17 protein-coding genes are annotated in these 18,877 nt (G+C 71.3%); 11 read left to right on the plus strand and 6 right to left on the minus strand.

Features of this window, described 5'->3' with window-relative positions; all coding sequences use genetic code 11:
• Positions 1 to 609: biotin--[acetyl-CoA-carboxylase] ligase (locus AC5RVZ_RS28000; RefSeq protein WP_494068899.1), on the minus strand; the 609-nt coding region annotated here is incomplete at its 3' end.
• A gap of 42 nt (positions 610 to 651) precedes the next feature.
• Here AC5RVZ_RS28000 and AC5RVZ_RS28005 point away from each other — a divergent pair.
• The 3 genes from AC5RVZ_RS28005 (at position 652) to AC5RVZ_RS28015 (ending at position 3,214) form a co-directional block, all read left to right on the plus strand.
• A complete protein-coding gene (locus AC5RVZ_RS28005; RefSeq protein ID WP_494068900.1) occupies positions 652 to 1,254 on the plus strand; it encodes a hypothetical protein in 603 nt (200 codons plus the stop codon).
• A 107-nt stretch (positions 1,255 to 1,361) separates the two neighbouring features.
• The gene (locus AC5RVZ_RS28010; protein WP_494068901.1) at positions 1,362 to 2,984 is read left to right on the plus strand and encodes an acyl-CoA carboxylase subunit beta; all 1,623 of its coding nucleotides are present in this window, start codon (positions 1,362 to 1,364) and stop codon (positions 2,982 to 2,984) included.
• Entirely contained in the window at positions 2,981 to 3,214 is a 234-nt protein-coding gene (locus AC5RVZ_RS28015; RefSeq protein WP_494068902.1) for an acyl-CoA carboxylase epsilon subunit, read from the plus strand. The genes AC5RVZ_RS28010 and AC5RVZ_RS28015 overlap by 4 nt, the downstream gene beginning before the upstream one ends.
• Positions 3,215 to 3,551: 337 nt before the next feature.
• On the opposite strand, the gene AC5RVZ_RS28020 is transcribed toward AC5RVZ_RS28015, so the two are convergent.
• The 4 genes from AC5RVZ_RS28020 to AC5RVZ_RS28035 are packed head-to-tail and all read right to left on the minus strand — an operon-like array spanning position 3,552 to position 7,887.
• Positions 3,552 to 4,613, minus strand: a complete 1,062-nt coding sequence (locus AC5RVZ_RS28020) for a DUF8320 family protein (RefSeq protein WP_494068903.1) — start codon at positions 4,611 to 4,613, stop codon at positions 3,552 to 3,554.
• Entirely contained in the window at positions 4,610 to 5,857 is a 1,248-nt protein-coding gene (locus tag AC5RVZ_RS28025) for a sensor histidine kinase (protein ID WP_494068904.1), read from the minus strand. The genes AC5RVZ_RS28020 and AC5RVZ_RS28025 overlap by 4 nt, the downstream gene beginning before the upstream one ends.
• Entirely contained in the window at positions 5,847 to 6,524 is a 678-nt protein-coding gene (locus AC5RVZ_RS28030; RefSeq protein ID WP_494068905.1) for a response regulator, read from the minus strand. Before AC5RVZ_RS28030 ends, AC5RVZ_RS28025 begins: the two co-directional genes overlap by 11 nt.
• Positions 6,525 to 6,534: 10 nt before the next feature.
• Entirely contained in the window at positions 6,535 to 7,887 is a 1,353-nt protein-coding gene (locus tag AC5RVZ_RS28035; protein WP_494068906.1) for a class I SAM-dependent RNA methyltransferase, read from the minus strand.
• A gap of 69 nt (positions 7,888 to 7,956) precedes the next feature.
• Between AC5RVZ_RS28035 and AC5RVZ_RS28040 the strand changes: the two genes are divergently transcribed.
• From AC5RVZ_RS28040 to AC5RVZ_RS28050, 3 genes are all read left to right on the plus strand, one after another.
• Positions 7,957 to 8,643, plus strand: coding sequence for a Maf family protein (locus AC5RVZ_RS28040; protein WP_494068907.1), 687 nt, complete (start codon positions 7,957 to 7,959; stop codon positions 8,641 to 8,643).
• A 103-nt stretch (positions 8,644 to 8,746) separates the two neighbouring features.
• Complete coding sequence (locus AC5RVZ_RS28045; protein ID WP_494068908.1) at positions 8,747 to 10,513, plus strand: acetyl/propionyl/methylcrotonyl-CoA carboxylase subunit alpha; 1,767 nt, start codon at positions 8,747 to 8,749, stop codon at positions 10,511 to 10,513.
• A 153-nt stretch (positions 10,514 to 10,666) separates the two neighbouring features.
• Positions 10,667 to 10,975 (plus strand): hypothetical protein, encoded by a 309-nt coding sequence (locus AC5RVZ_RS28050; protein ID WP_494068909.1) that lies wholly within the window; start codon positions 10,667 to 10,669, stop codon positions 10,973 to 10,975.
• 19 nt (positions 10,976 to 10,994) lie between these two features.
• Here the strand turns inward: AC5RVZ_RS28050 and AC5RVZ_RS28055 are convergent, their stop codons facing one another.
• Positions 10,995 to 12,452, minus strand: a complete 1,458-nt coding sequence (locus AC5RVZ_RS28055; RefSeq protein WP_494068910.1) for an NAD(P)H-quinone dehydrogenase — start codon at positions 12,450 to 12,452, stop codon at positions 10,995 to 10,997.
• 149 nt (positions 12,453 to 12,601) lie between these two features.
• Between AC5RVZ_RS28055 and AC5RVZ_RS28060 the strand changes: the two genes are divergently transcribed.
• The 5 genes from AC5RVZ_RS28060 to AC5RVZ_RS28080 all read left to right on the plus strand — a co-directional run bounded on the left by AC5RVZ_RS28060 (position 12,602) and on the right by AC5RVZ_RS28080 (position 18,805).
• Entirely contained in the window at positions 12,602 to 13,435 is an 834-nt protein-coding gene (locus AC5RVZ_RS28060; RefSeq protein WP_494068911.1) for a purine-nucleoside phosphorylase, read from the plus strand.
• Positions 13,436 to 13,494: 59 nt separating this feature from the next.
• Positions 13,495 to 15,282, plus strand: a complete 1,788-nt coding sequence (locus tag AC5RVZ_RS28065; RefSeq protein ID WP_494069070.1) for a phospho-sugar mutase — start codon at positions 13,495 to 13,497, stop codon at positions 15,280 to 15,282.
• 118 nt (positions 15,283 to 15,400) lie between these two features.
• Positions 15,401 to 16,888 (plus strand): MFS transporter, encoded by a 1,488-nt coding sequence (locus tag AC5RVZ_RS28070; RefSeq protein WP_494068912.1) that lies wholly within the window; start codon positions 15,401 to 15,403, stop codon positions 16,886 to 16,888.
• A gap of 4 nt (positions 16,889 to 16,892) precedes the next feature.
• On the plus strand, positions 16,893 to 17,477 hold the full coding sequence (locus AC5RVZ_RS28075; protein WP_494068913.1) for a GNAT family N-acetyltransferase: 585 nt from the start codon (positions 16,893 to 16,895) through the stop codon (positions 17,475 to 17,477).
• A 371-nt stretch (positions 17,478 to 17,848) separates the two neighbouring features.
• Positions 17,849 to 18,805 carry a type IV toxin-antitoxin system AbiEi family antitoxin domain-containing protein gene (locus AC5RVZ_RS28080; protein WP_494068914.1) on the plus strand — a complete coding sequence of 319 codons (957 nt, stop codon included), beginning with the start codon at positions 17,849 to 17,851 and terminating at the stop codon, positions 18,803 to 18,805.
• Positions 18,806 to 18,877 lie beyond the last annotated feature (72 nt).

The following is an 18,877-nucleotide window of genomic DNA, read 5'->3' on the forward strand; positions in this document are numbered from 1 at the left end:
CGCGGCCGCGTCGCCGCCCGCGGCGATCAGGGCGGACAGCTGCTCGTGCAGCGCGTGGAGATAGTCGGCCAGCAGTCGGTCCTCGTCGCACTCGAGACCGACCGCCTCGAAGGACGTCGCGGTCTCCACCGGCAGGTCGGTGCGTGGCATCCGGGTGTTCACGCCCGAGCCGACGACGACGATGTCAGGGCGTCCGGGAACGACCTCGGCCAGGATGCCGCACACCTTGCCGCCGTCCAGAAGCACGTCGTTCGGCCATTTGAGATCGGCGGAGTGGCCGGTGCCGCGCACCTGCTCCCGCACGGCGCGTGTCATCGCTGCGCCGGCGATGAGCGGGATCCATCCGCGCGACGCGATGGGGAGCCCGTGCCCGTCCACGACGACCGAGACGGCCAGCGCCGTGCCGGGCGGCGCCACCCAAGACCGGTCGAGTCGTCCTCGTCCCGCGCGCTGGTCCGTCGTCAGGAGCAGCGACAGGTGCGGCCACTCGCCGGGCGCCTCGGTGACGTGTCTCACGACGTCGGCATTCGTCGAGTCCGTCGTCTCGACGACGTGCACCCGGGGACTGATCGCAGCGGTGCGGGGATACCCGTCGGGAGGAATCGGCATGGACAACACGGTACGCCTGGAGCTGGGCGCTAAGGTGACGCCATGCGCGCGTCTCGACTCCTCGTCCTGGTCACGGCGATGGGCGTCGCTCTGACGGCGTGCACCGCAACGCCGACGAAGAGCGAACCGTCGGCAACGCCGACAGCCGTGAGCGGTCCGTCGTCAACGCCGACGCCCCACTCATCATCAGAACCTACTGCAACGCCGTCGGCGTCCCCCACCGTGGACGCCGTGTCCGACCCGGGTGCCGATGACGGCGCGCACGAGCAGCTCACGTGCGAGACCATGCTCGACCCGGCGGTCCTGGCCCGACACCAGAGGAACGGGCTCGCATCCCAGGCCAAACCCGTCGAGGTGGCCCACGGGGTCGCGCCTGAGGTCGGGATCAGCTGCCCGTGGGGCCTTGCCGGCATCGGTGGCGGTGAAGCCGACGCTTTCTACACGTGGGCGCGATTCGACCCCGGCACAGTCCAGCAGCTGCGGTCGAGGATGGAGGAGTCCGGCGTCTACCGCATCGAGGACACGCCCGAGGGCACCTACATGATCGACGATAGGCACAAGGGCTGGGCCTACCTCTTCGATGGCCAGGTGATGAAGGCCGCCTTCGCCGAGGAGGACCTCGCCCACATCGTGTGGCCAGGCTGACCCGAATATCCGTGACGCGGTCATCCGTGTCCCGTCCTGCGGTGCGCCTCACCCTCGCGCACAGCCGATCCCGCCCGCCCTTGTGCGAACCCTCCAAGGGATGCCGGATGCCCGCCGATAGGGTGGAACGCGTGACCCACGCGCCCGATCACCCCGACCTGTCGACGACCGCAGGCAAGATCGCCGACCTTCGCGCCCGTTACCAGGAGGCCGTCCTCGATGCCGAGGCGGTGGCCAAGGAGAAGCAGCATGCCAAGGGCAAGGGCACGGCGCGCGAGCGCATCGAGCTGCTGGTCGATCCCGGCAGCTTCGTGGAGCTCGACGAGTACGTGCGCCACCGCACGTCCGCCTTCGGCATGGACAAGTCCCGCCCCTACGGCGATTCCGTCGTGACGGGGGTCGGCACGATCCACGGCCGCACCGTCGCGGTCTACGCGCAGGACTTCTCCACCTTCGGCGGCTCGCTCGGCGAAGTGGCCGGCGACAAGATCATCAAGGTGATGGAGTTCGCGCTGCGCAGCGGCATTCCCGTCGTGGGCATGCTCGACTCCGGCGGCGCTCGCATCCAGGAGGGTGTGGTCGCCCTCGGCAAGTACGGCGAGATCTTCCGCCTGAACACGGCCGCCTCCGGCGTCATCCCGCAGATCTCGATCATCATGGGGCCGGCGGCGGGCGGCGCGGTCTACTCCCCCGCCCTCACCGACTTCGTCGTGATGGTCGACAAGACCAGCCAGATGTTCGTGACCGGGCCCGACGTCATCAAGACCGTCACGGGCGAGGACGTCGGCATGGAGGAGCTGGGCGGCGCCCACACCCACAACACCCGCTCGGGCGTGGCGCATTACCTGGCCGACGACGAGGACGACGCGATCGACTACGTGCGGACGCTGCTGGGGTTCCTCCCCGACAACAACATGTCCGAGCTGCCGGTCTACGAGACCGGATTCGAGTTCGAGACGACGGATGCCGACCGCTCCCTGAACACCGTCATCCCGGATTCCCCGAACCAGCCCTATGACATCCATCAGGTGATCCGCGGGATCGTCGACGCCGAGGACTTCCTGGAGGTGCAGCCGCTGTTCGCGCCGAACATCGTGATCGGGTTCGGCCGCATCGAGGGCCGGTCGGTCGGGATCATCGCGAACCAGCCGTCGCAGATGGCGGGCACGCTCAACATCGACGCCGGCGAGAAGGCCAGCCGCTTCGTGCGGTTCTGCGACGCCTTCTCCATCCCGATCGTGACCCTCGTCGACGTGCCCGGCTACCTCCCCGGCACCGACCAGGAGTGGACCGGCGTCATCCGCCGCGGCGCGAAACTGCTGTACGCCTACGCCGAGGCGACCGTGCCGCTGGTCACCGTCATCCTGCGCAAGGCCTACGGCGGCGCCTACATCGTGATGGGTTCCAAGCAGCTGGGCGCCGACATCAATCTCGCGTGGCCGACGGCCGAGATCGCCGTGATGGGCGGCCAGGGCGCGGTCAACATCCTCTACCGCGGCGAGATCAAGCGCGCGGAGGAGGCCGGCGAAGACGTCGCCGCCGTCCGCACCCGCCTCGCGAACGAGTACACGTACAACGTCGCGTCGCCGTTCCTCGCGGCCGAGCGGGGCGAGCTGGACGGCATCATCGAGCCGGCGCAGACGCGGGTGTCGATCGCGAAGGCGCTGCGGGCGCTGCGGGGCAAGCGCGCGCAGCTGCCGCCGAAGAAGCACGGGAACATCCCGCTGTGACCGCCACCGAGGACAGCGCCGCCGAGGACATCCGGGTCGAGGTGCTCCGCGGATCGCCGACCGAGGAGGAGCTCGCCGCCCTCATCGCGGTCGTCACCGCGGCCTACGCCGCCGAGGCGGCGCAGGCGGTCGCCGACGCTCCGAAGCGGTCGGCGTGGGAGCTGTCGCGGCGGGCCCTGCGGCAGCCGCTGCGCCGAGACCTGGGCTGGGGCCCGGTCATCGGGCGCTAGAGCGCCCGCGGAGAGCTCGGATTCCATCTGGCATGTCCAGCGAGCGTCCACTCGCGCATCCCGCTAAGGTTTTTGTCCCCCGAAATACCTACAGACGAGCCGCTTGCGACCTGGCGATACTTGTATCGCTGGAACGCTTCTGCGTTCGGCCGGTCCGACCTCCGTCTCACGGACGCCCCGGATTCGGCCACGCGGACGGTTTTCGGGTAACCGTCCGCGAGGCGAGGGGCGGGCGGCTTCGCCGCCCCTCGCCTCCTTCACACTCCGCCCCCGCCCAGCTCATCCCCCTCCCCCCGCTGGACGGGGGCGTTTCCGTGCAGGAGCGCCCGAGAGCGCGTCAGTTGCGACTGGGGTGGGGAATCTCGCGCCACAAGTCCACGGCGTCCTCGTCGCTCGGCGCGCCGACCGAAGGCGACCGGCCCACCACGGTGACGGCCACGCGCTCATCGGGCGAGGTGCGGATGTAGAGCCGGTCCGAGCTCGCCGTGCGCAGCGTCTCGGCGAGCTGTCCGCGGATGATCGTGAGCGTCTCGTCGTCGAGGCCGTCCAAGCCGCCTTCGTCGAGCACCGTCACGTTCGCCCCGCGGCGCCGGGCGCGCTCCAGCTCGGCGCGCACGTCGTCGTCGAGCAGACGCGGTCCGCGCATCTCGTCGCGCAGCCGCCCTTCGGCCAGTCGCGCCTCCAGGCGGTCCTGGTCGCTGAGGGCGCCGCCGTTCGCGACGGTTCGCGTCAGGACGGGACCGGCGACGGCGAGGGCCTTCTGCACCTGCAGCCGACGCTCCCGCTGCCGGACCGTCTGCGACGCCTGCCACGCGGATGCCGCGCGCTGCAGGCGCGTGAGCCGCGACGTGTCGCGTGCCGCGCGCTCGATCGACCCCACCAGCAACTGCGCGACCGTCACCCACACCACCGCTCCGACCAGGCCCAGCGCCAGGGCCGGCCCCGGTCCCATCCATGCCATGGACGCCACGGCGAGCACGGCGATGCCGATCCACGCGGTCCACGGGCGGCGGCGGACCATCACGATCGTCATGAGAGCGCCGATGCCGCCGAGGTACCACGTCGCGTACAGCTCCGTACGGGCGTCCGGGCCGACGGCGAACGAGATGGCGCTCGGCACGACCGCGGCGCACACGAGCGCCAGCACCTGCGCGAGAACCGGGAGGCGGCGGGGACGACCGATCCCCGTCGCGCGGTCGGAGTCCTCCGCGTCGGGTTCGGTGGTGTCGGTGTCGGGCTGCCACAGGATGCACAGCCACGTCGTGACGAGGTAGAAGGCGAGAGCGACCGTGACGATGAGCGGATCCGGCACCGGCTCCGTCCACCACAGGCCGCGCGCCGCCATGTACGCGGTGAACGCGAGCGCCAGCGTCACGAGCACGTGCTTGACGCTGATCACGACGCCGGCTCCCGCCACTCGAGGCGGACGGTCGTGCCGTCCGGTCCCGTCTCGACATCCGTCGAACCGCCCACCGCGGCGACGCGGGCGATGATCGAGGCGCGGATGCCGAGCCTGTCGTCGGGGATCTCCGCCAGGTCGAATCCGTCGCCGGCGTCGGACACGACGATGCTGATCGCACCGGACCCTGTCGTCACCCGCACCGTCAGCCCCACGCCGTCGGCGTGCTGCACGGCGTTGGCCACAGACTGCGTCGCCGCCAGGGTCAGGGCACGTGCCACCCAGCCCGGCACGATGGGGCTGGGTTCGGTGATCGAGCGCTCCACGACGAGTTCGACGCCGAGCTCGGCCGCGGCCGCCTCGATGTCATCGGCGATCTCGTCCGCCGCTCGCGGGTCGTCGTCGCCGTCGCCGCCATCGGCCTCCGTTCCGGCGAGCCCCGTGAGGGCCTCGCGCGCCATGGTCGCCGCCAGCGTCCGCTCCCGCGGGGTCTGGGCGCGCTCGGCGGCGATGAGGGCTGCCAGCACGCTGTCGTGCATCAGCGCCGCCATGGCCATGCGCTCCTGCTCGGCCGCGTCGGCTGCGGCAGCGTCCGCATAGGACGACACCGCACGGGTGCGCGTCTCGTCGACGTTCGTGGCCATCGAGCGCAGCAGCCAGCCGAGTGCGAGGAGGACGCCGCCGAGGATCAGGGCGAACGACACGTCGAGCCCGAGGATCATCCAGAACTTGCTGTGGAACCCGCCCTGGATGAGACGCACCACCCCGAACAGCACCGGCGCGAGCACCGTCCACGCGATCTGCAGCGGCAGCGGGAAGGCGAGCACGGCTGCGAGGGTCGCGATGTTGACCAGGTACCAGATCCAGGGCTCGTCGATCGAGCGCGGCTGCACACCGGCGGTCGCGACCGGCCAGGCGGCGAGCGCGAGCACGTACAGCACCGCGAAGGCGCCGGCGCAGAGGCGGACCGCCCGATCCAGGAAACAGGCGATGATCATGATCGCGAGCGGACCGAACACCGCGACCATGAGCGGCTCGTGCCACCCCGCACGTTCGTCTCCCGGGGCGCTGAGGGCGGTGAGGAAAGCTTGAACCCCCAGGATCAGCGAGCCGATGCCGGCGGCGATCGTGATGATGCGGTCGACGCGCGAACGGGTGAACGAGCCGACGCCGGATCGAGCATCCCGGGGGTGTGCGATCTGCCCCCAGGCGGTGTCCAGTGCGCCCGTCGGCTCAGCGCTCACGCGCGACGTCCCCTGCTTCCGCCTCGGAATCGGCGAGGATGCCGTCCTCCATCGCACGCCGCAGCAGGTCGACCTTCGTCGGCGCCGGTCGGCCGACCTCGACGTACTTCACCCGGACGCGGGTGATGTTCTCCTTGGCGGTCGAATACGCCACGCCCAGGCGCTCGGCGACGACCTTGAGCGGCAGCCCCGCGGCGTAGAGCCGCAGCACGTCGCGCTCCCGCGCCGACAGCTGCGCGTCGGCGAAGTCGCGGTCCCCTTCGACCGCGCTCGCCCACTCCACGTTGTTCAGCGGCTCACCCTTGGCAACCGTCCGCACCGCGGCGATGACGTCGTCGATGGGCGAGGACTTGCTGACGATGCCGGCGGCGCCCGCCGCGAGCGCCTCACGCACGGCGGCGGGGCGGTCGGCGACGCTGTGGATGATGACGCTCGACCCGTCGGTCACCAGCCGGCTGACGTTGTCGGTGACCGTCGTGCCGTCGCCGAGCGTCAGATCGAGGACGACCACGTCGGCCGGCGGGGCGGACGAGCGTCGACGCCACTGCAGGTACTCCTTGACGTTGCTGCCGGAGAAGACCACCTGCGTGGTGCCGCTGCGCAGGCAAGCCGCCTCGAGCCCGAGCCGCACCGACTCGTGGTCGTCGATGAGAGCCACGCGCGTCATGGTCGCAAGCCTAGCGAGGAGCGCGCTGACGGGTGAGCGCTGTCACCGCCTCGACGTGATGCGAGTTCGGGAACAGGTCGATCGCCTGCACAGACGCCGTCTCGTATCCGGCCTCGCGGAAGGTGGCGAGGTCACGTGCGAGGGCGACCGGATCGCAGGCGACGTACACCACGGTGGCGGGAGAGAGCGCGGCGATGCCCTCGACGACCTCGCGTCCGGCTCCCGAGCGGGGCGGATCGAGCAGCACGACGCCGCGCGACAGACGCTCGCGCTCCGGAACGGATGCCTCGGCCGCGCGTCGTGCCAGCCAGCGGTCGACGCGGCCGGTCTCTGCCCGCGCCCCGACCCACTCCGCCAGGTTCTCCCCGGCGTGCTCGGTCGCGCGGGGGTCGGATTCGACCGTCGTGACCCGAGTGCTCGGGCCGCCCAGGTCGCCGAGCGCGGCGGCGAAGAGCCCCACGCCGCCGTAGAGGTCCAGATGCGACGCGTCGGGATCCAGCGCGGGGCCGTCCGGCCGCACGACCCTCAGCGACTGCATCACCGTCGCGGTGAGCGAGTGGGCCGCGAGGCGGTGCACCTGCCAGAAGCCCTCGGCGTCGACTCGGAACTCCCGGCCCCCGACGCGCTCGATCACCACCTCTCGCGCGCGCGGATGCTGCGCGTTCGCTCCGGCCTGGCGTGGACGTGCGCCGCCCCGGCGGGGTGCGGCATGCCGCGCGCGCTCGGGGCGAGGCAGCACCCGGACGCGTCCGTCAGCGGGCTGCACGAGATCCACGCGACCGGGCTCGGCCGCGCGCAGCGCGCGCGCCGCCGCCTCGACGTCCGGTGTCGCCAGCGGGAGCTCCTCGACGGCGATGACGCGGTGGCTGCGTGCGGCGTACGGCCCGACCCGCCCGTCCTCGTCCACGTGCAGGCTCACCCGCGTGCGCCAGCCCGTGCCGTCGGACGTCTCGGCGGCCTCGGCGCCGCCGCCCTCGGGCCCGAACGCCGGCGTGATGGCGACCGGCACGTCGACCCCGCCGATCCGGTGCAGCGCGTCGCGCAGCACGCGCAGCTTCAGCTCGCGCTGGTGGTCCGGGCTGATATGGCCGAAATCCGCCCCGCCGGGCCGCGCCTCAGGCGGCACGGCGATGTCGGCCTGCCGCCACACATGCGGGCGGCGGTGCGGCGAGGCATCCAGCACCTCCAGCGCCTCGGCGCGCCAGAACGCCTTCTTCCGCGTGTCGGTCACCCGCACGCGGACGCGCTCCCCGGGGACGGCGTCGGGGACGAACACGACGCGTCCTTCGTGGCGGCCCACGAACACACCGCCGTGGGCCACATCGGTGATGTCCAGATCGAGGATGTCACCCGGTTCCGTCACGGGAACGAGCCTACGCGCCGCGGCTGGACCGGGATGAGCCCGGGCACCCCTGCTCGCTACGGTGGTCGCATGCGCGTGTGCCTCGCCTCCACCTCGCCCGCCCGCCTGATGCTGCTGCAGCAGTTCGGCATCCGTCCGCTCACCGTGGCGCCCGAGGTGGACGAGGAGGCGGTGATCGCCTCCGTCGAGGCCGCCGAGTCGCGCCGCCTGGCACCGGACGAGCACGTGCTGCTGCTGGCACGCCGTAAGGCCGCCGATGTCGCGGCGCGCCTCGCCGACGACATACCTGACTTCGACGGCATCGTCATCGGCGGCGACTCCATGTTCGAGCTCGACGGCGAGATCCTCGGCAAGCCGTACACACTCGAGAACGCGATGGCGCGCTGGCGGGCGATGCGCGGGCGCACCGGCGTGCTCCATTCCGGGCACGCCGTCGTGCGTGTGCAGCCGGGCGAGCACGCGCGCGAGGTCCACGCGACGGCCGAGGCCTCCGTGACCTTCGTCGATGACGTGACGGATGCCGAGATCGAGGCCTACGTCGCCACCGGCGAGCCGCTGCACGTCGCCGGCGCGTTCACCGTCGACAGCCTCGGCGGCGCGTTCATCTCACGAGTCGACGGCGACCCGTCGACGGTGGTGGGGATGTCGGTCTCCACGCTGCGGCGCCTCGTCCGCGACCTGGACGTCGAGTGGACGTCGCTGTGGCACACCGTCGACCCGTCCCTCGACGGCTCGGCCGCGGGCTCGCAGGCGTAGGCCGCGCGACACACCGAGGTTGTAGTAGGAATCCCACGTTTCTCGTCGGTTCTTGTACGAACCGGTCAAAAGCGGTGGGTACCCCGTCGGTAGGCTGGCATCCATGCCCCGAATCGCCAAGGTTCTCGTTGCCAACCGCGGCGAGATCGCCGTACGCGTCATCCGCGCCGCCCGTGACGCCGGCAAGTCCTCGGTCGCCGTCTACGCCGACCAGGACCGCGACGCCCTGCACGCACGGCTCGCCGACGAGGCCTATGCGCTCGAGGGCTCCACGAGCGCCGAGACCTACCTGTCGATCGACAAGATCCTGTCGGTGGCACGGCGCTCGGGCGCCGACGCGGTCCACCCCGGCTACGGCTTCCTCGCCGAGAACGCCGACTTCGCCCGTGCCGTCATCGGCTCGGGGCTGATCTGGATCGGCCCCTCCCCCGAGGCGATCGAGGCGCTCGGCGACAAGGTGACCGCTCGCCACGTCGCCGAGAAGGTCGGCGCACCCCTCGCTCCGGGCACGCCGGGGCCGGTCTCCGGCGCCGACGAGGTCGTCGCCTTCGCCCAGGAGCACGGACTGCCGATCGCGATCAAGGCCGCGTACGGCGGCGGCGGACGCGGCCTGAAGGTGGCGCGCACCCTCGACGAGGTGCCCGAGCTGTTCGAGTCGGCCACGCGCGAGGCGATCGCGGCGTTCGGCCGCGGCGAGTGCTTCGTCGAGAAGTACCTCGACAAGCCGCGGCACGTCGAGACCCAGTGCCTCGCGGATGCCGCCGGCAGCGTCGTGGTCGTCTCCACCCGCGACTGCTCGCTGCAGCGGCGCCACCAGAAGCTCGTCGAGGAGGCCCCGGCGCCCTTCCTCACCGATGAGCAGAACCGCGTGCTGTACGAGGCATCCAAGGCCATCCTCAAGGAGGTCGGCTACGTCGGCGCCGGAACATGCGAGTTCCTCATCGGCGCCGACGGCACCATCTCGTTCCTCGAGGTCAACACCCGCCTGCAGGTGGAGCATCCGGTGTCGGAGGAGGTCACGGGCATCGATCTCGTCCGCGAGCAGTTCCGCATCGCCGAGGGCGAGCAGCTCGGCTACGACGACCCCGCCCCCGAGGGGCACTCGATCGAGTTCCGCATCAACGGCGAGGACCCCGGGCGCAACTTCCTGCCGCAGCCGGGCCCCATCCACGTCTTCAAGACCTTCGGCGGCCCTGGCCTGCGCCTGGACTCCGGCGTCACCGCCGGCGACAGCGTCTCGGGCGCGTTCGACTCTCTGCTGGCGAAGATCATCGTGAGCGGTCGGAACCGCACCGAGGCGCTCGAGCGGGCACGCCGCGCGCTCGACGAGTTCGAGGTCGCCGGCCTTCCGACCGTCCTGCCCTTCCACCGCAAGGTCGTGCGCGACCCCGCCTTCACGGCCGAGGACGGCCGCTTCGGCGTCTACACCCGATGGATCGAGACGGAGTTCGTCAACGACATCCCGGCATGGGACGGCGAGCTCGAAGCGCCCAAGCCGGCTGAGAGCCGCCACACGGTCGTCGTCGAGGTCGCCGGGAAGCGGCTCGAAGTCAGCCTGCCCGATCGCGTCATGGCGCCCGTCGGCACCGCCGGCCGTCCTGCCGCGGTCCCGCCGTCGCGCCGCTCGCACGCCACGACCGTCGTCTCGGGCGCCTCCGGCGACGCCGTCAAGGCCCCGATGCAGGCGACGATCGTCAAGGTCGCCGTCGAGGAGGGTCAGGAGGTCGTCAAGGGGGACCTCGTGGTGGTGCTCGAGGCGATGAAGATGGAGCAGCCCATCCAGGCGCACAAGGACGGCCGCGTCGGTGCGATCAACGCCGCGCCGGGCACGACCGTCTCCGCCGGTCACCAGCTCCTCACCATCTCCTGACGCGACCCGGGCGCTCCGCATCCCGGGACCCGTCGAGTACGCACGGTCTCGTCGAGTCCGCATGCTGCCGGCGTCATCGACGTGCGTACTCGGCGACGACGCGCGGTCTCGACACGGAAAGCTTCCGCGAGACGGGGCTGGCAGGATGGCGGCATGGATGCTCCCCTGGACGCCGGCTCTGCTGAGGTCGAGGTCTCGGCGCTGGCGATCAACGTCGTGATCCCGCCCGAGCTGCGCTGGAGGGACACCAGACGCGACGAGGAGTTCGAGCTGCAGTCGCTCACGGTCCGGCTGCTTCCCGACAACACGCTGGCCGTGAAGGCCTACGGACGTCCGGTCGCGGGCGGTCGAGGCGCGTACGTGTCCTTCCGCATGCCCGAGCGCCCCGAGCTCATCGCCCTCGTCGAGGCGGCGGCGACGCGCGCCGCCGCCCTCTGGGGCTCCCACCGCGGTCTCGTCTAGACACGAGACCGGGCCGGGATCAGCCGCCGATGATCTTGTTGTCCACCAGGTGCATGGCGCGCGCGGCATCCGTGATGCTGCTCGACAGCGAGGGGTACACCGCGAACACGCGCGACACCTGGTCGACGGTGAGGCGCCGCTCCACGGCGATCGCGATCGGGTAGATCAGCTCGGATGCCCGCGGACCGACGATGACGCCTCCGATCACGGTGCCGCTCCCTTCGCGCGCGATGAGCTTGACGAAGCCGTCCTTGATGCCCATCATCTTCGCCCGCGGGTTCGCCGCCAGCGGCAGCTTGTGCACCATGCCGTTGATGCGGCCCTCCTGGATGTCCTTCTCCTGCCACCCGATCGTCGCGATCTCCGGCGCGGTGAAGATGTTGGAGGTGATGCGGCGCGGCTCCAGCGGGATGACGACGTCGCCCAGCGCATGGAAGACCGCGGTGCGCCCCTGCATCGAAGCGACCGAGGCCAGTGGCACGAAGGTCGTGCAGTCGCCGGCGGCGTAGATGTTCGGCACCGACGTGCGCGCGACGCGGTTGACCTGGATGTAGCCGGAGTCGGTCATCTGGATACCGGCCTGCTCCAGCCCGATGTCCTTGGTGTTGGGCACCGCGCCGACGGCCATGAGGCAGTGGCTTCCCTCGATCCGGCGTCCGTCGCTGAGGGTCACCACGACGCCGTCGCCGACGTTCTCGACCTTCTCGGCGCGAGACTTCGACAGCACCGTCATGCCGCCGCGCTTGAACACCTTCTCGAGCACGGTCGCCGCATCCGCGTCCTCGCCGGGGAGCACCTGGTCGCGACTGGAGACCAGCGTGACCTTGGAGCCGAGGTTCATGTACGCGCCGGCGAACTCCGCACCCGTGACACCCGAGCCGACCACGATGAGATGCTCGGGAAGATCGGTCATGTCGTACAGCTGCGTCCACGTGAGGATCCGCACGCCGTCGGGCCGGGCCGACGGCAGCTGACGCGGTGAGGCCCCGACCGAGATGACCAGCGTGTCGGCCTCGATCCGGTCGAAGTCCGTGCCGCCCGGTCCCGTGGACACCACGACCGCGTTCTCGCCCTCGAGCCGCCCGTGCCCGGAGACGATCCGGACGCCGGCCTCGACCAGAGCCGCTCGCATGTCGTCGGACTGCTGGCGGGCCAGCGACAGCAGGCGCCTGTTCACGGCGCGCAGGTTGATAGCGATCTCGGGCTTGAGGGGCTTGCCCTCCGTGCCCTTGGCGAACAGCTGGACGCCCAGATCGCTCGCCCCGGCGATCGCGACGGCGGCATCGGCCGTGGCGATGAGCGTCTTCGAGGGCACCACGTCGGTGATCACCGCGGACCCGCCGATGCCCGCGCGCTCGACCACGGTCACCTCTGCTCCGAGCTGCGCGGCCGCCAGCGCCGCCTCATAGCCTCCGGGTCCGCCACCGATGATGGCGACGCTCTGCGTGCGCTCGAAGCTCATGGACATGGAATCCATTCTCTCGTGACGGATGCTGCCCCGATGACACGCCCCCACCTCCCGGGGCGCGGCAGAACGGCAGCGCGGCATCCTATCCTCTCGACACACGACACCCCGCACGGGGCGGGTCGCTGGCCCCCGCGACCGGGCGTTCCTAAAGTGGGGGCATGTCACAAGCTCTGGGCAACCCCCTCGACGATCCTGCCGCCGACCCGTTCGAGGTCGCCGCGACCGCCGCCGAGGACATCGCCCGCATCACCGGCGTCGAGCGCCACGACATCGCGCTCACCCTCGGCAGCGGCTGGGGCAAGGCCGCAGAGCTGCTCGGCGAGACGACGGCGTCGTTCCCCGCCACGCAGGTGACGGGGTTCAGCGCGCCCGCCCTCGCCGGACACGTCGGCACCCTCCGCAGCGTCGTCACGCCGAAGGGCCACCGCGTACTCGTCATCGGCGCCCGCACCCACTTCTACGAGGGCCACGGCGTACGGCGCGTCGTGCACAGCGTGCGCACCGCGGCCGCGACTGGGGCGCGCACGATGGTCCTCACCAATGGGGCCGGCGGCATCAAGGGCACCTGGCAGCCGGGTCAGCCGGTGCTGATCAGCGACCACATCAACCTCACCGGCGCCTCGCCGCTCGAAGGCGCGACCTTCATCGACCTCACCGACCTGTACTCGCTGCGCCTGCGCGACCTCGCCCGGTCGGTGGATCCCTCGCTCGATGAGGGCGTGTACTGCCAGTTCCGGGGGCCGCAGTACGAGACCCCCGCCGAGGTGCAGATGGCGAAGTCGTTCGGCGGACACATCGTGGGGATGTCGACGGCCCTCGAGGCCATCGCGGCACGGCAGGCGGGCATGGAGGTGCTCGGCTTCTCGCTCATCACCAACATGGCCGCCGGCATCCAGAAGACTCCCCTGAGCCACCAGGAGGTCATCGACGCCGGCCGGGAGGCCGAGCCGGTGATCTCATCCCTTCTCGCGCGCGTGATCGGAGCACTGTGAGCGACCACGACGAGGTCCCCGCCGCGGACCCCCAGCACCAGGAGCCCGCGCCGGACGCCGTGCCGGCGGCCGAGCCCGACGAGATCCTCACCGCCGCGCGGACGTGGCTCGCGCAGGACCCCGATCCCGAGACCCGCGCCGAGCTCCGCGCCCTCATCGACGCGGCGGCATCCGGCGACGACGAGGCCCGCATGGACCTGGCCGAGCGTTTCTCCAAGCGGCTGGCATTCGGCACCGCGGGACTGCGGGGGCAGCTCGGCGCAGGCAGCAACCGCATGAACCGCGTGCTCGTCGCCCAGGCGGCCGCGGGGCTCGCCGCCTACGTCCGGGAGCGGGCCGGGATGCCTCCGGCCACGGGCGTGATCCCCGTGGCATCCCATGCTGCTCCGCCGGACCGGGTCGGCTCGGCGCTCGACGAGGCGCCCGGCATCCTCGAGGGCGCTCCCATCGTGGTGATCGGCTACGACGGACGCCGCAAGTCGGACGTGTTCGCACGCGACTCCGCCGAGATCTTCGCGGGAGCGGGTCTGCGCGCGGTCCTCCTGCCGCGACTCCTGCCCACGCCGGTCCTCGCCTTCGCGGTGCGTCACTACGGCGCCGCTGCCGGGGTCATGGTGACCGCCAGCCACAACCCGCCGGACGACAACGGCTACAAGGTGTACCTCGGAGGCGCCGACCAGGGGTCGCAGATCGTCTCGCCCGCGGACGCCGAGATCGCCGCGCACATCCAGCGGGTGGCCGACGACGGCGACGTCAGCCGCCTGCCCCGCTCGACCGCGTACGAGCACGCCACCGAGGACGTGATCGACGCCTACATCGCCGCGACGGCGGCCGTCGCCCCCGCGACCGCCGGCGCGCAGGGGCTGCGCTGGGTGTACACCGCCATGCACGGCGTCGGCTGGGAGACGCTCTCGCGCATCCTCGAGGCAGCCGGGTACCCGACGCCGATCCCCGTCACCGCGCAGCTCGATCCCGATCCGACCTTCCCGACTGTGGCGTTCCCCAATCCGGAGGAGCCCGGCGCGATGGACCTCGCCTTCCTCGCCGCCCGGGAGGCGGACGCCGATCTCATCATCGCCAACGACCCCGATGCCGACCGGCTCGCGGTCGCCATCCCGGACGAGACCGCCGACGGCGGATGGCGCCGGCTCAGCGGCAATGAGATCGGGCTTCTGCTGGGCTGGCGGGCGGCACAGCGCGCCGCGAGCGAGGGATCGACCGAAGACGCCTCGCTGGCGTGCTCCCTGGTCTCCTCGCCGGGTCTGCAGACCGTCGCCGAGCACTACGGGATGGGATTCCACGCGACGCTCACCGGCTTCAAATGGATCTCCCGCGCTCCTGGCATGGTGTACGGCTTCGAGGAGGCACTGGGCTACCTGGTGAACCCCGAGACGGTGCGCGACAAGGACGGGATCTCGGCCGCGATCGCGGTGCTCGGAATGGTGTCCGAGGCGCGCGACCGGGGCGCGACGCTCGCCGACCTGCTGACGGAGTTCGACCAGACCTTCGGCTCGTTCGCGAGCGATCAGGTGTCGGTGCGGGTGCAGGACGTCTCGCAGATCGTCCGGGTCATGGCCTCGTTGCGCGCTCGGCACCCGGAAGCGATCGGCGAGGTCGCCGTCGACCGTGTCGACGACCTGCTGGAGGGCGCGGACGACCTGCCGCCGGGCGACGTGCTGCGACTGTGGCTCGCCGACGGCTCGCGCGTCATCATCCGACCCAGCGGCACCGAGCCCAAGCTCAAGCTCTACCTCGACGTGCGCGGCGACTCGCGGGAGGAGGCGGCCGGACGGATCGCCGCTCTCGCCGACGGCGCGCGGGCGCTGCTGTCCGAGTACGGCGGCTGAGCCGCGCCCGGTCGCCGGTCACGAACCGGACACCGCGTGTCCGCGGCCTCTGCTAGAGTCGCGCGGCGGTTCCGTCATGGCGGAACCGCACGGGGGAACCGGGACGGCACGAGGAGCGATGATGACGAGCGCGCACGACCACGAGACGACGGATGCGGCGGGCGCGGCATCCCCTCCTCCCCCGACCTCTCCCCTCGGGGCACCGGGCGTCGCGGGCGCGGTCGACGCGTCGCCCGACTCGGACGGCGCCGGTGCGGGCACCGCCGCAGAGACGAAGGCGGACCCGCCGCACTGGCTGCGCAACGTCGCGCTGTTCCTTTCCGGGCAGACGGTGAGCCTGTTCGGCTCGATGCTCGTGCAGTACGCGGTGTTCTGGTACCTGACGATCACCTATCAGTCGGGGCTGGTGATGACCCTGGCGGCGGTGTTCGGCTTCCTCCCCCAGGCCATCGTGTCGATCTTCGGCGGGGTGTGGGCTGATCGCCACAACCGCAAGTTCCTCATCATGGGCGCCGACACGGTCATCGCCGCATCGACGCTCGCCCTGGCGCTCATCATGATGACCGGATACGACGAGGTGTGGCTGATCTTCGCGACGCTCGCCATCCGCTCGGCGGGCGCGGGCATCCAGACGCCGGCGATGTCGGCGCTGATCCCGCAGCTGGTCCCGACCCGCAACCTCATCCGCATCAACGGCATCAACGGATCCATCCAGTCCGCGATGGCGCTGCTCGCGCCCGCCGCGGCCGGCGCGCTGTTCGCCTGGGCTTCCGCCACCAGTGACGGCGGAGCGCGATCCCTGCTGCCGATCTTCTTCATCGACGTCGTCACGGCGGTGATCGGGGTCGGCATCCTGGCGCTCATTCCCGTCGCGACGATCCGCCGCGCCGCGGACACCCACACGGGGTACTTCGCCGACCTGGTCGACGGCGTCCGCTACGTCGCCCACCACGCGTTCGTCCGGTGGCTGCTGGTGCTCTTCGCGATCATCTTCCTGCTGACGGTCGCGCCCTCGAACCTCACACCGCTGATGCTGGTGCGCTCCTTCCCCGCCGGCGAGGAGCAGGACGTCATCAACCTGGCGGTGCTGGAAGTCGCGTTCAGCGTCGGCATGATGCTCGGCGGCATCCTGGTGGCGTCGTTCTTCGCCAAGCGCAGCCGCATCGGGCTCATCGTGGTGTCGTCGCTCGTCTTCGGCGCGCTCTCGATCGGGCTGGGGCTGTCGCCGAGCGTGTGGATCTTCTTCGGCTTCATGTTCCTGGTGGGCCTCGCAGTGCCGTTCTTCTCCACGCCGTCGATGACGCTGCTGCAGGAGACGGTGGAGCCCGAGCGGCAGGGTCGCGTCTTCGGCTTCGTGGGCATCGTGATGGCCGTCGCCATGCCGATCGGCATGGTCGCCTTCGGGCCGTTGGCCGATGTGATGCCGATCGAGGTGCTGCTGGTCGCGGCCGGCGTGCTGACGTTCGTCGTGGTGGGCCTCGCCGTCTGGCTTCCGGCGGGTCGGCGCGCGATCACCGCGGCACGGCGCGCGGCCGAGGTCGCCGATCACGACCCCGCCGCGGCGGCCGTGGCAGTGGAAGCGGAGATGCACGGGAAGGACGTGTGAGCGCGTGCTGCTGACGACACCGGTCACGCTCGAGAGCGCCCACGTCCGCCTCGAGCCGCTCGACCTCGCACACGAGGCGGACCTTGCGGAGGCCGCGGTCGGGCTGGAGCACGCGTGGTACACCTCCGTGCCGCGCCCGGACCGGGTGCGCGCGGACATCGAGCAGCGGCTGGCATGGCGGGACCAGGGCACGATGAACCCGTGGGCGGTGCGCCGGCTCGACAGCGACCGTGTCGTCGGCATGACCACCTTCTGCAACATCGACCAGGACAACCGCCACGTCGAGATCGGGCACACCTGGCTCGGCGTCGACGCGCAGCGCACGGCCGTCAACTCGGCGTCCAAGCTCCTCCTGCTCTCGCACGCCTTCGAAACGTGCGACGCCATCGCCGTGGAGCTGCGCACCCATTGGCACAACCGCCAGTCGCGCGAGGCGATCGCGCGTCTGGGCGCCAAGCAGGACGGTGTGCTGCGCAACCACCGTCTCGGGCCCGACGGAACCCTGCGCGACACCGTGGTGTTCTCGATCCTCCCGCACGAGTGGCCGGCCGTGAGGCTTGGCCTCGAGCGCCGTCTCGGTCGAGGCTGACCGCCGCGACGGGGTGCCGTCGCCCAGGGTCGTCGGCCGCTGTTGTCGCGGCATCCCGCCCCTCGTCGGTTTGGGGCGCGTTCGATACGTTCGGGGCGCGAACGTCACGGTGCCGAGGGACGGAATGCGCCCCGGACGCTGTCCGCCGCGCCTCCCGGGGTCGGCGGCATCCGGTCCCGTTGGCGGTTTGGGGCGCGTTGCGTACGTTCGGGGCGCGAACGTCACGGAGCGACGCGACGAAGTGCGCCCCGAACGCCCGCTGTCTGCCGCCACCCGGCGTAGGTCGTCCCCGCTCCTCCACAGGCACCGGAGCGTCCACAGATCGGGTCCTCGCCGCAAGGCTCGACCGCTCGCCGGAGCACACTCGACGGGTGTCATCGATGCCGTTGCTGCGCCGGGATGAGCTTCTCGCACAGGGCCACAGGCCGACGGAACTCGCTCGTGCCGTGCGAGCCGGCCGCCTCGTGCGGGTACGGGCGGGGGTGTACGCGCCGGCCGCGATGTGGGATGCCGCGAAGCCGGAGCAACGGGTCATCGCCCGCGCGCATGCTCTGGACGTGATCTCGCGTGAGCGACCGATCTTCTCTCACGAGACGGCCGCCGCTCTGCACGGGCTGGCGCTGTACAGGCCGTCCCGAGATCGGGTGCATGCCATCGTTCCTGCGCGGCGACCTGGCGCCGCCGAAGGAGTCGTCCGTCACCGCGGCGACCTCGGCGCCGAAGATGTGGTCGAGCGCCGCGGTCTCCTGTGCACTTCTCTCGCCCGCACGGTCTCCGACGTCGCACGGACAGCGACCTTCGAGCAGGCGGTCACCATCGCCGACGGCGCTCTTCGCCGACTCTTCGTATCCGGTCCGGACCGCTACGACGCCGCGGCGGCAGGCGGGTACAAGCAGACCGTCCTGGACATCGTCAAGCGATCCGCCCACGGACAGACGAACGCGGGACGCGTGCTGCGGTTCGCGGACGGACGTGCACAGCTCCCCGGTGAGAGCGTGAGCCGCGTTCGCCTCCGCGCCCTGGGCTTTCGCGACATCCGGTTGCAGGTCGCCGTCCCCGCTCCGCGGCGCGGCGCGTTCCACTACGTCGATTTCGGGCTGGAGGATGCCGTCGCCTTCGGAGAGTTCGACGGCGCGATCAAGTACACCGACGGCGCGCTGCTGAACGGACGCTCGACGTTCCAGGTTCTCGATGAGGAGAAGCAGCGCGAGGACTGGATCCGGGGGGTCACGCAGCGGCGATATGCGCGATGGGGTTGGCCGCACATCGATAGCCCGGAGGTCCTGGGTGCCCGGCTGGCGGCGTTCGGCATCCACCCGCCCCGCTGACGAGGACCCGTCGGCGCTTTCCAGTCGGGGCGCGAACTGGACGTTCGGGGCGCGATCGTCACATCGTCGAGG

This window comes from Arthrobacter sp. Cza30 (assembly GCF_059090765.1).

What these genes read in the sequence shown, in the direction of transcription:
- AC5RVZ_RS28060 (WP_494068911.1), top strand. Translation starts at nt 12,602, where the DNA reads ATGTCACAAGCTCTGGGCAACCCCCTCGACGATCCTGCCGCCGACCCG.
- AC5RVZ_RS28070 (WP_494068912.1), top strand. Translation starts at nt 15,401, where the DNA reads ATGATGACGAGCGCGCACGACCACGAGACGACGGATGCGGCGGGCGCG.
- AC5RVZ_RS28045 (WP_494068908.1), top strand. Translation starts at nt 8,747, where the DNA reads ATGCCCCGAATCGCCAAGGTTCTCGTTGCCAACCGCGGCGAGATCGCC.
- AC5RVZ_RS28030 (WP_494068905.1), bottom strand. Translation starts at nt 6,524, where the DNA reads ATGACGCGCGTGGCTCTCATCGACGACCACGAGTCGGTGCGGCTCGGG.
- AC5RVZ_RS28005 (WP_494068900.1), top strand. Translation starts at nt 652, where the DNA reads ATGCGCGCGTCTCGACTCCTCGTCCTGGTCACGGCGATGGGCGTCGCT.
- AC5RVZ_RS28010 (WP_494068901.1), top strand. Translation starts at nt 1,362, where the DNA reads ATGCCCGCCGATAGGGTGGAACGCGTGACCCACGCGCCCGATCACCCC.
- AC5RVZ_RS28055 (WP_494068910.1), bottom strand. Translation starts at nt 12,452, where the DNA reads ATGGATTCCATGTCCATGAGCTTCGAGCGCACGCAGAGCGTCGCCATC.
- AC5RVZ_RS28050 (WP_494068909.1), top strand. Translation starts at nt 10,667, where the DNA reads ATGGATGCTCCCCTGGACGCCGGCTCTGCTGAGGTCGAGGTCTCGGCG.
- AC5RVZ_RS28040 (WP_494068907.1), top strand. Translation starts at nt 7,957, where the DNA reads ATGCGCGTGTGCCTCGCCTCCACCTCGCCCGCCCGCCTGATGCTGCTG.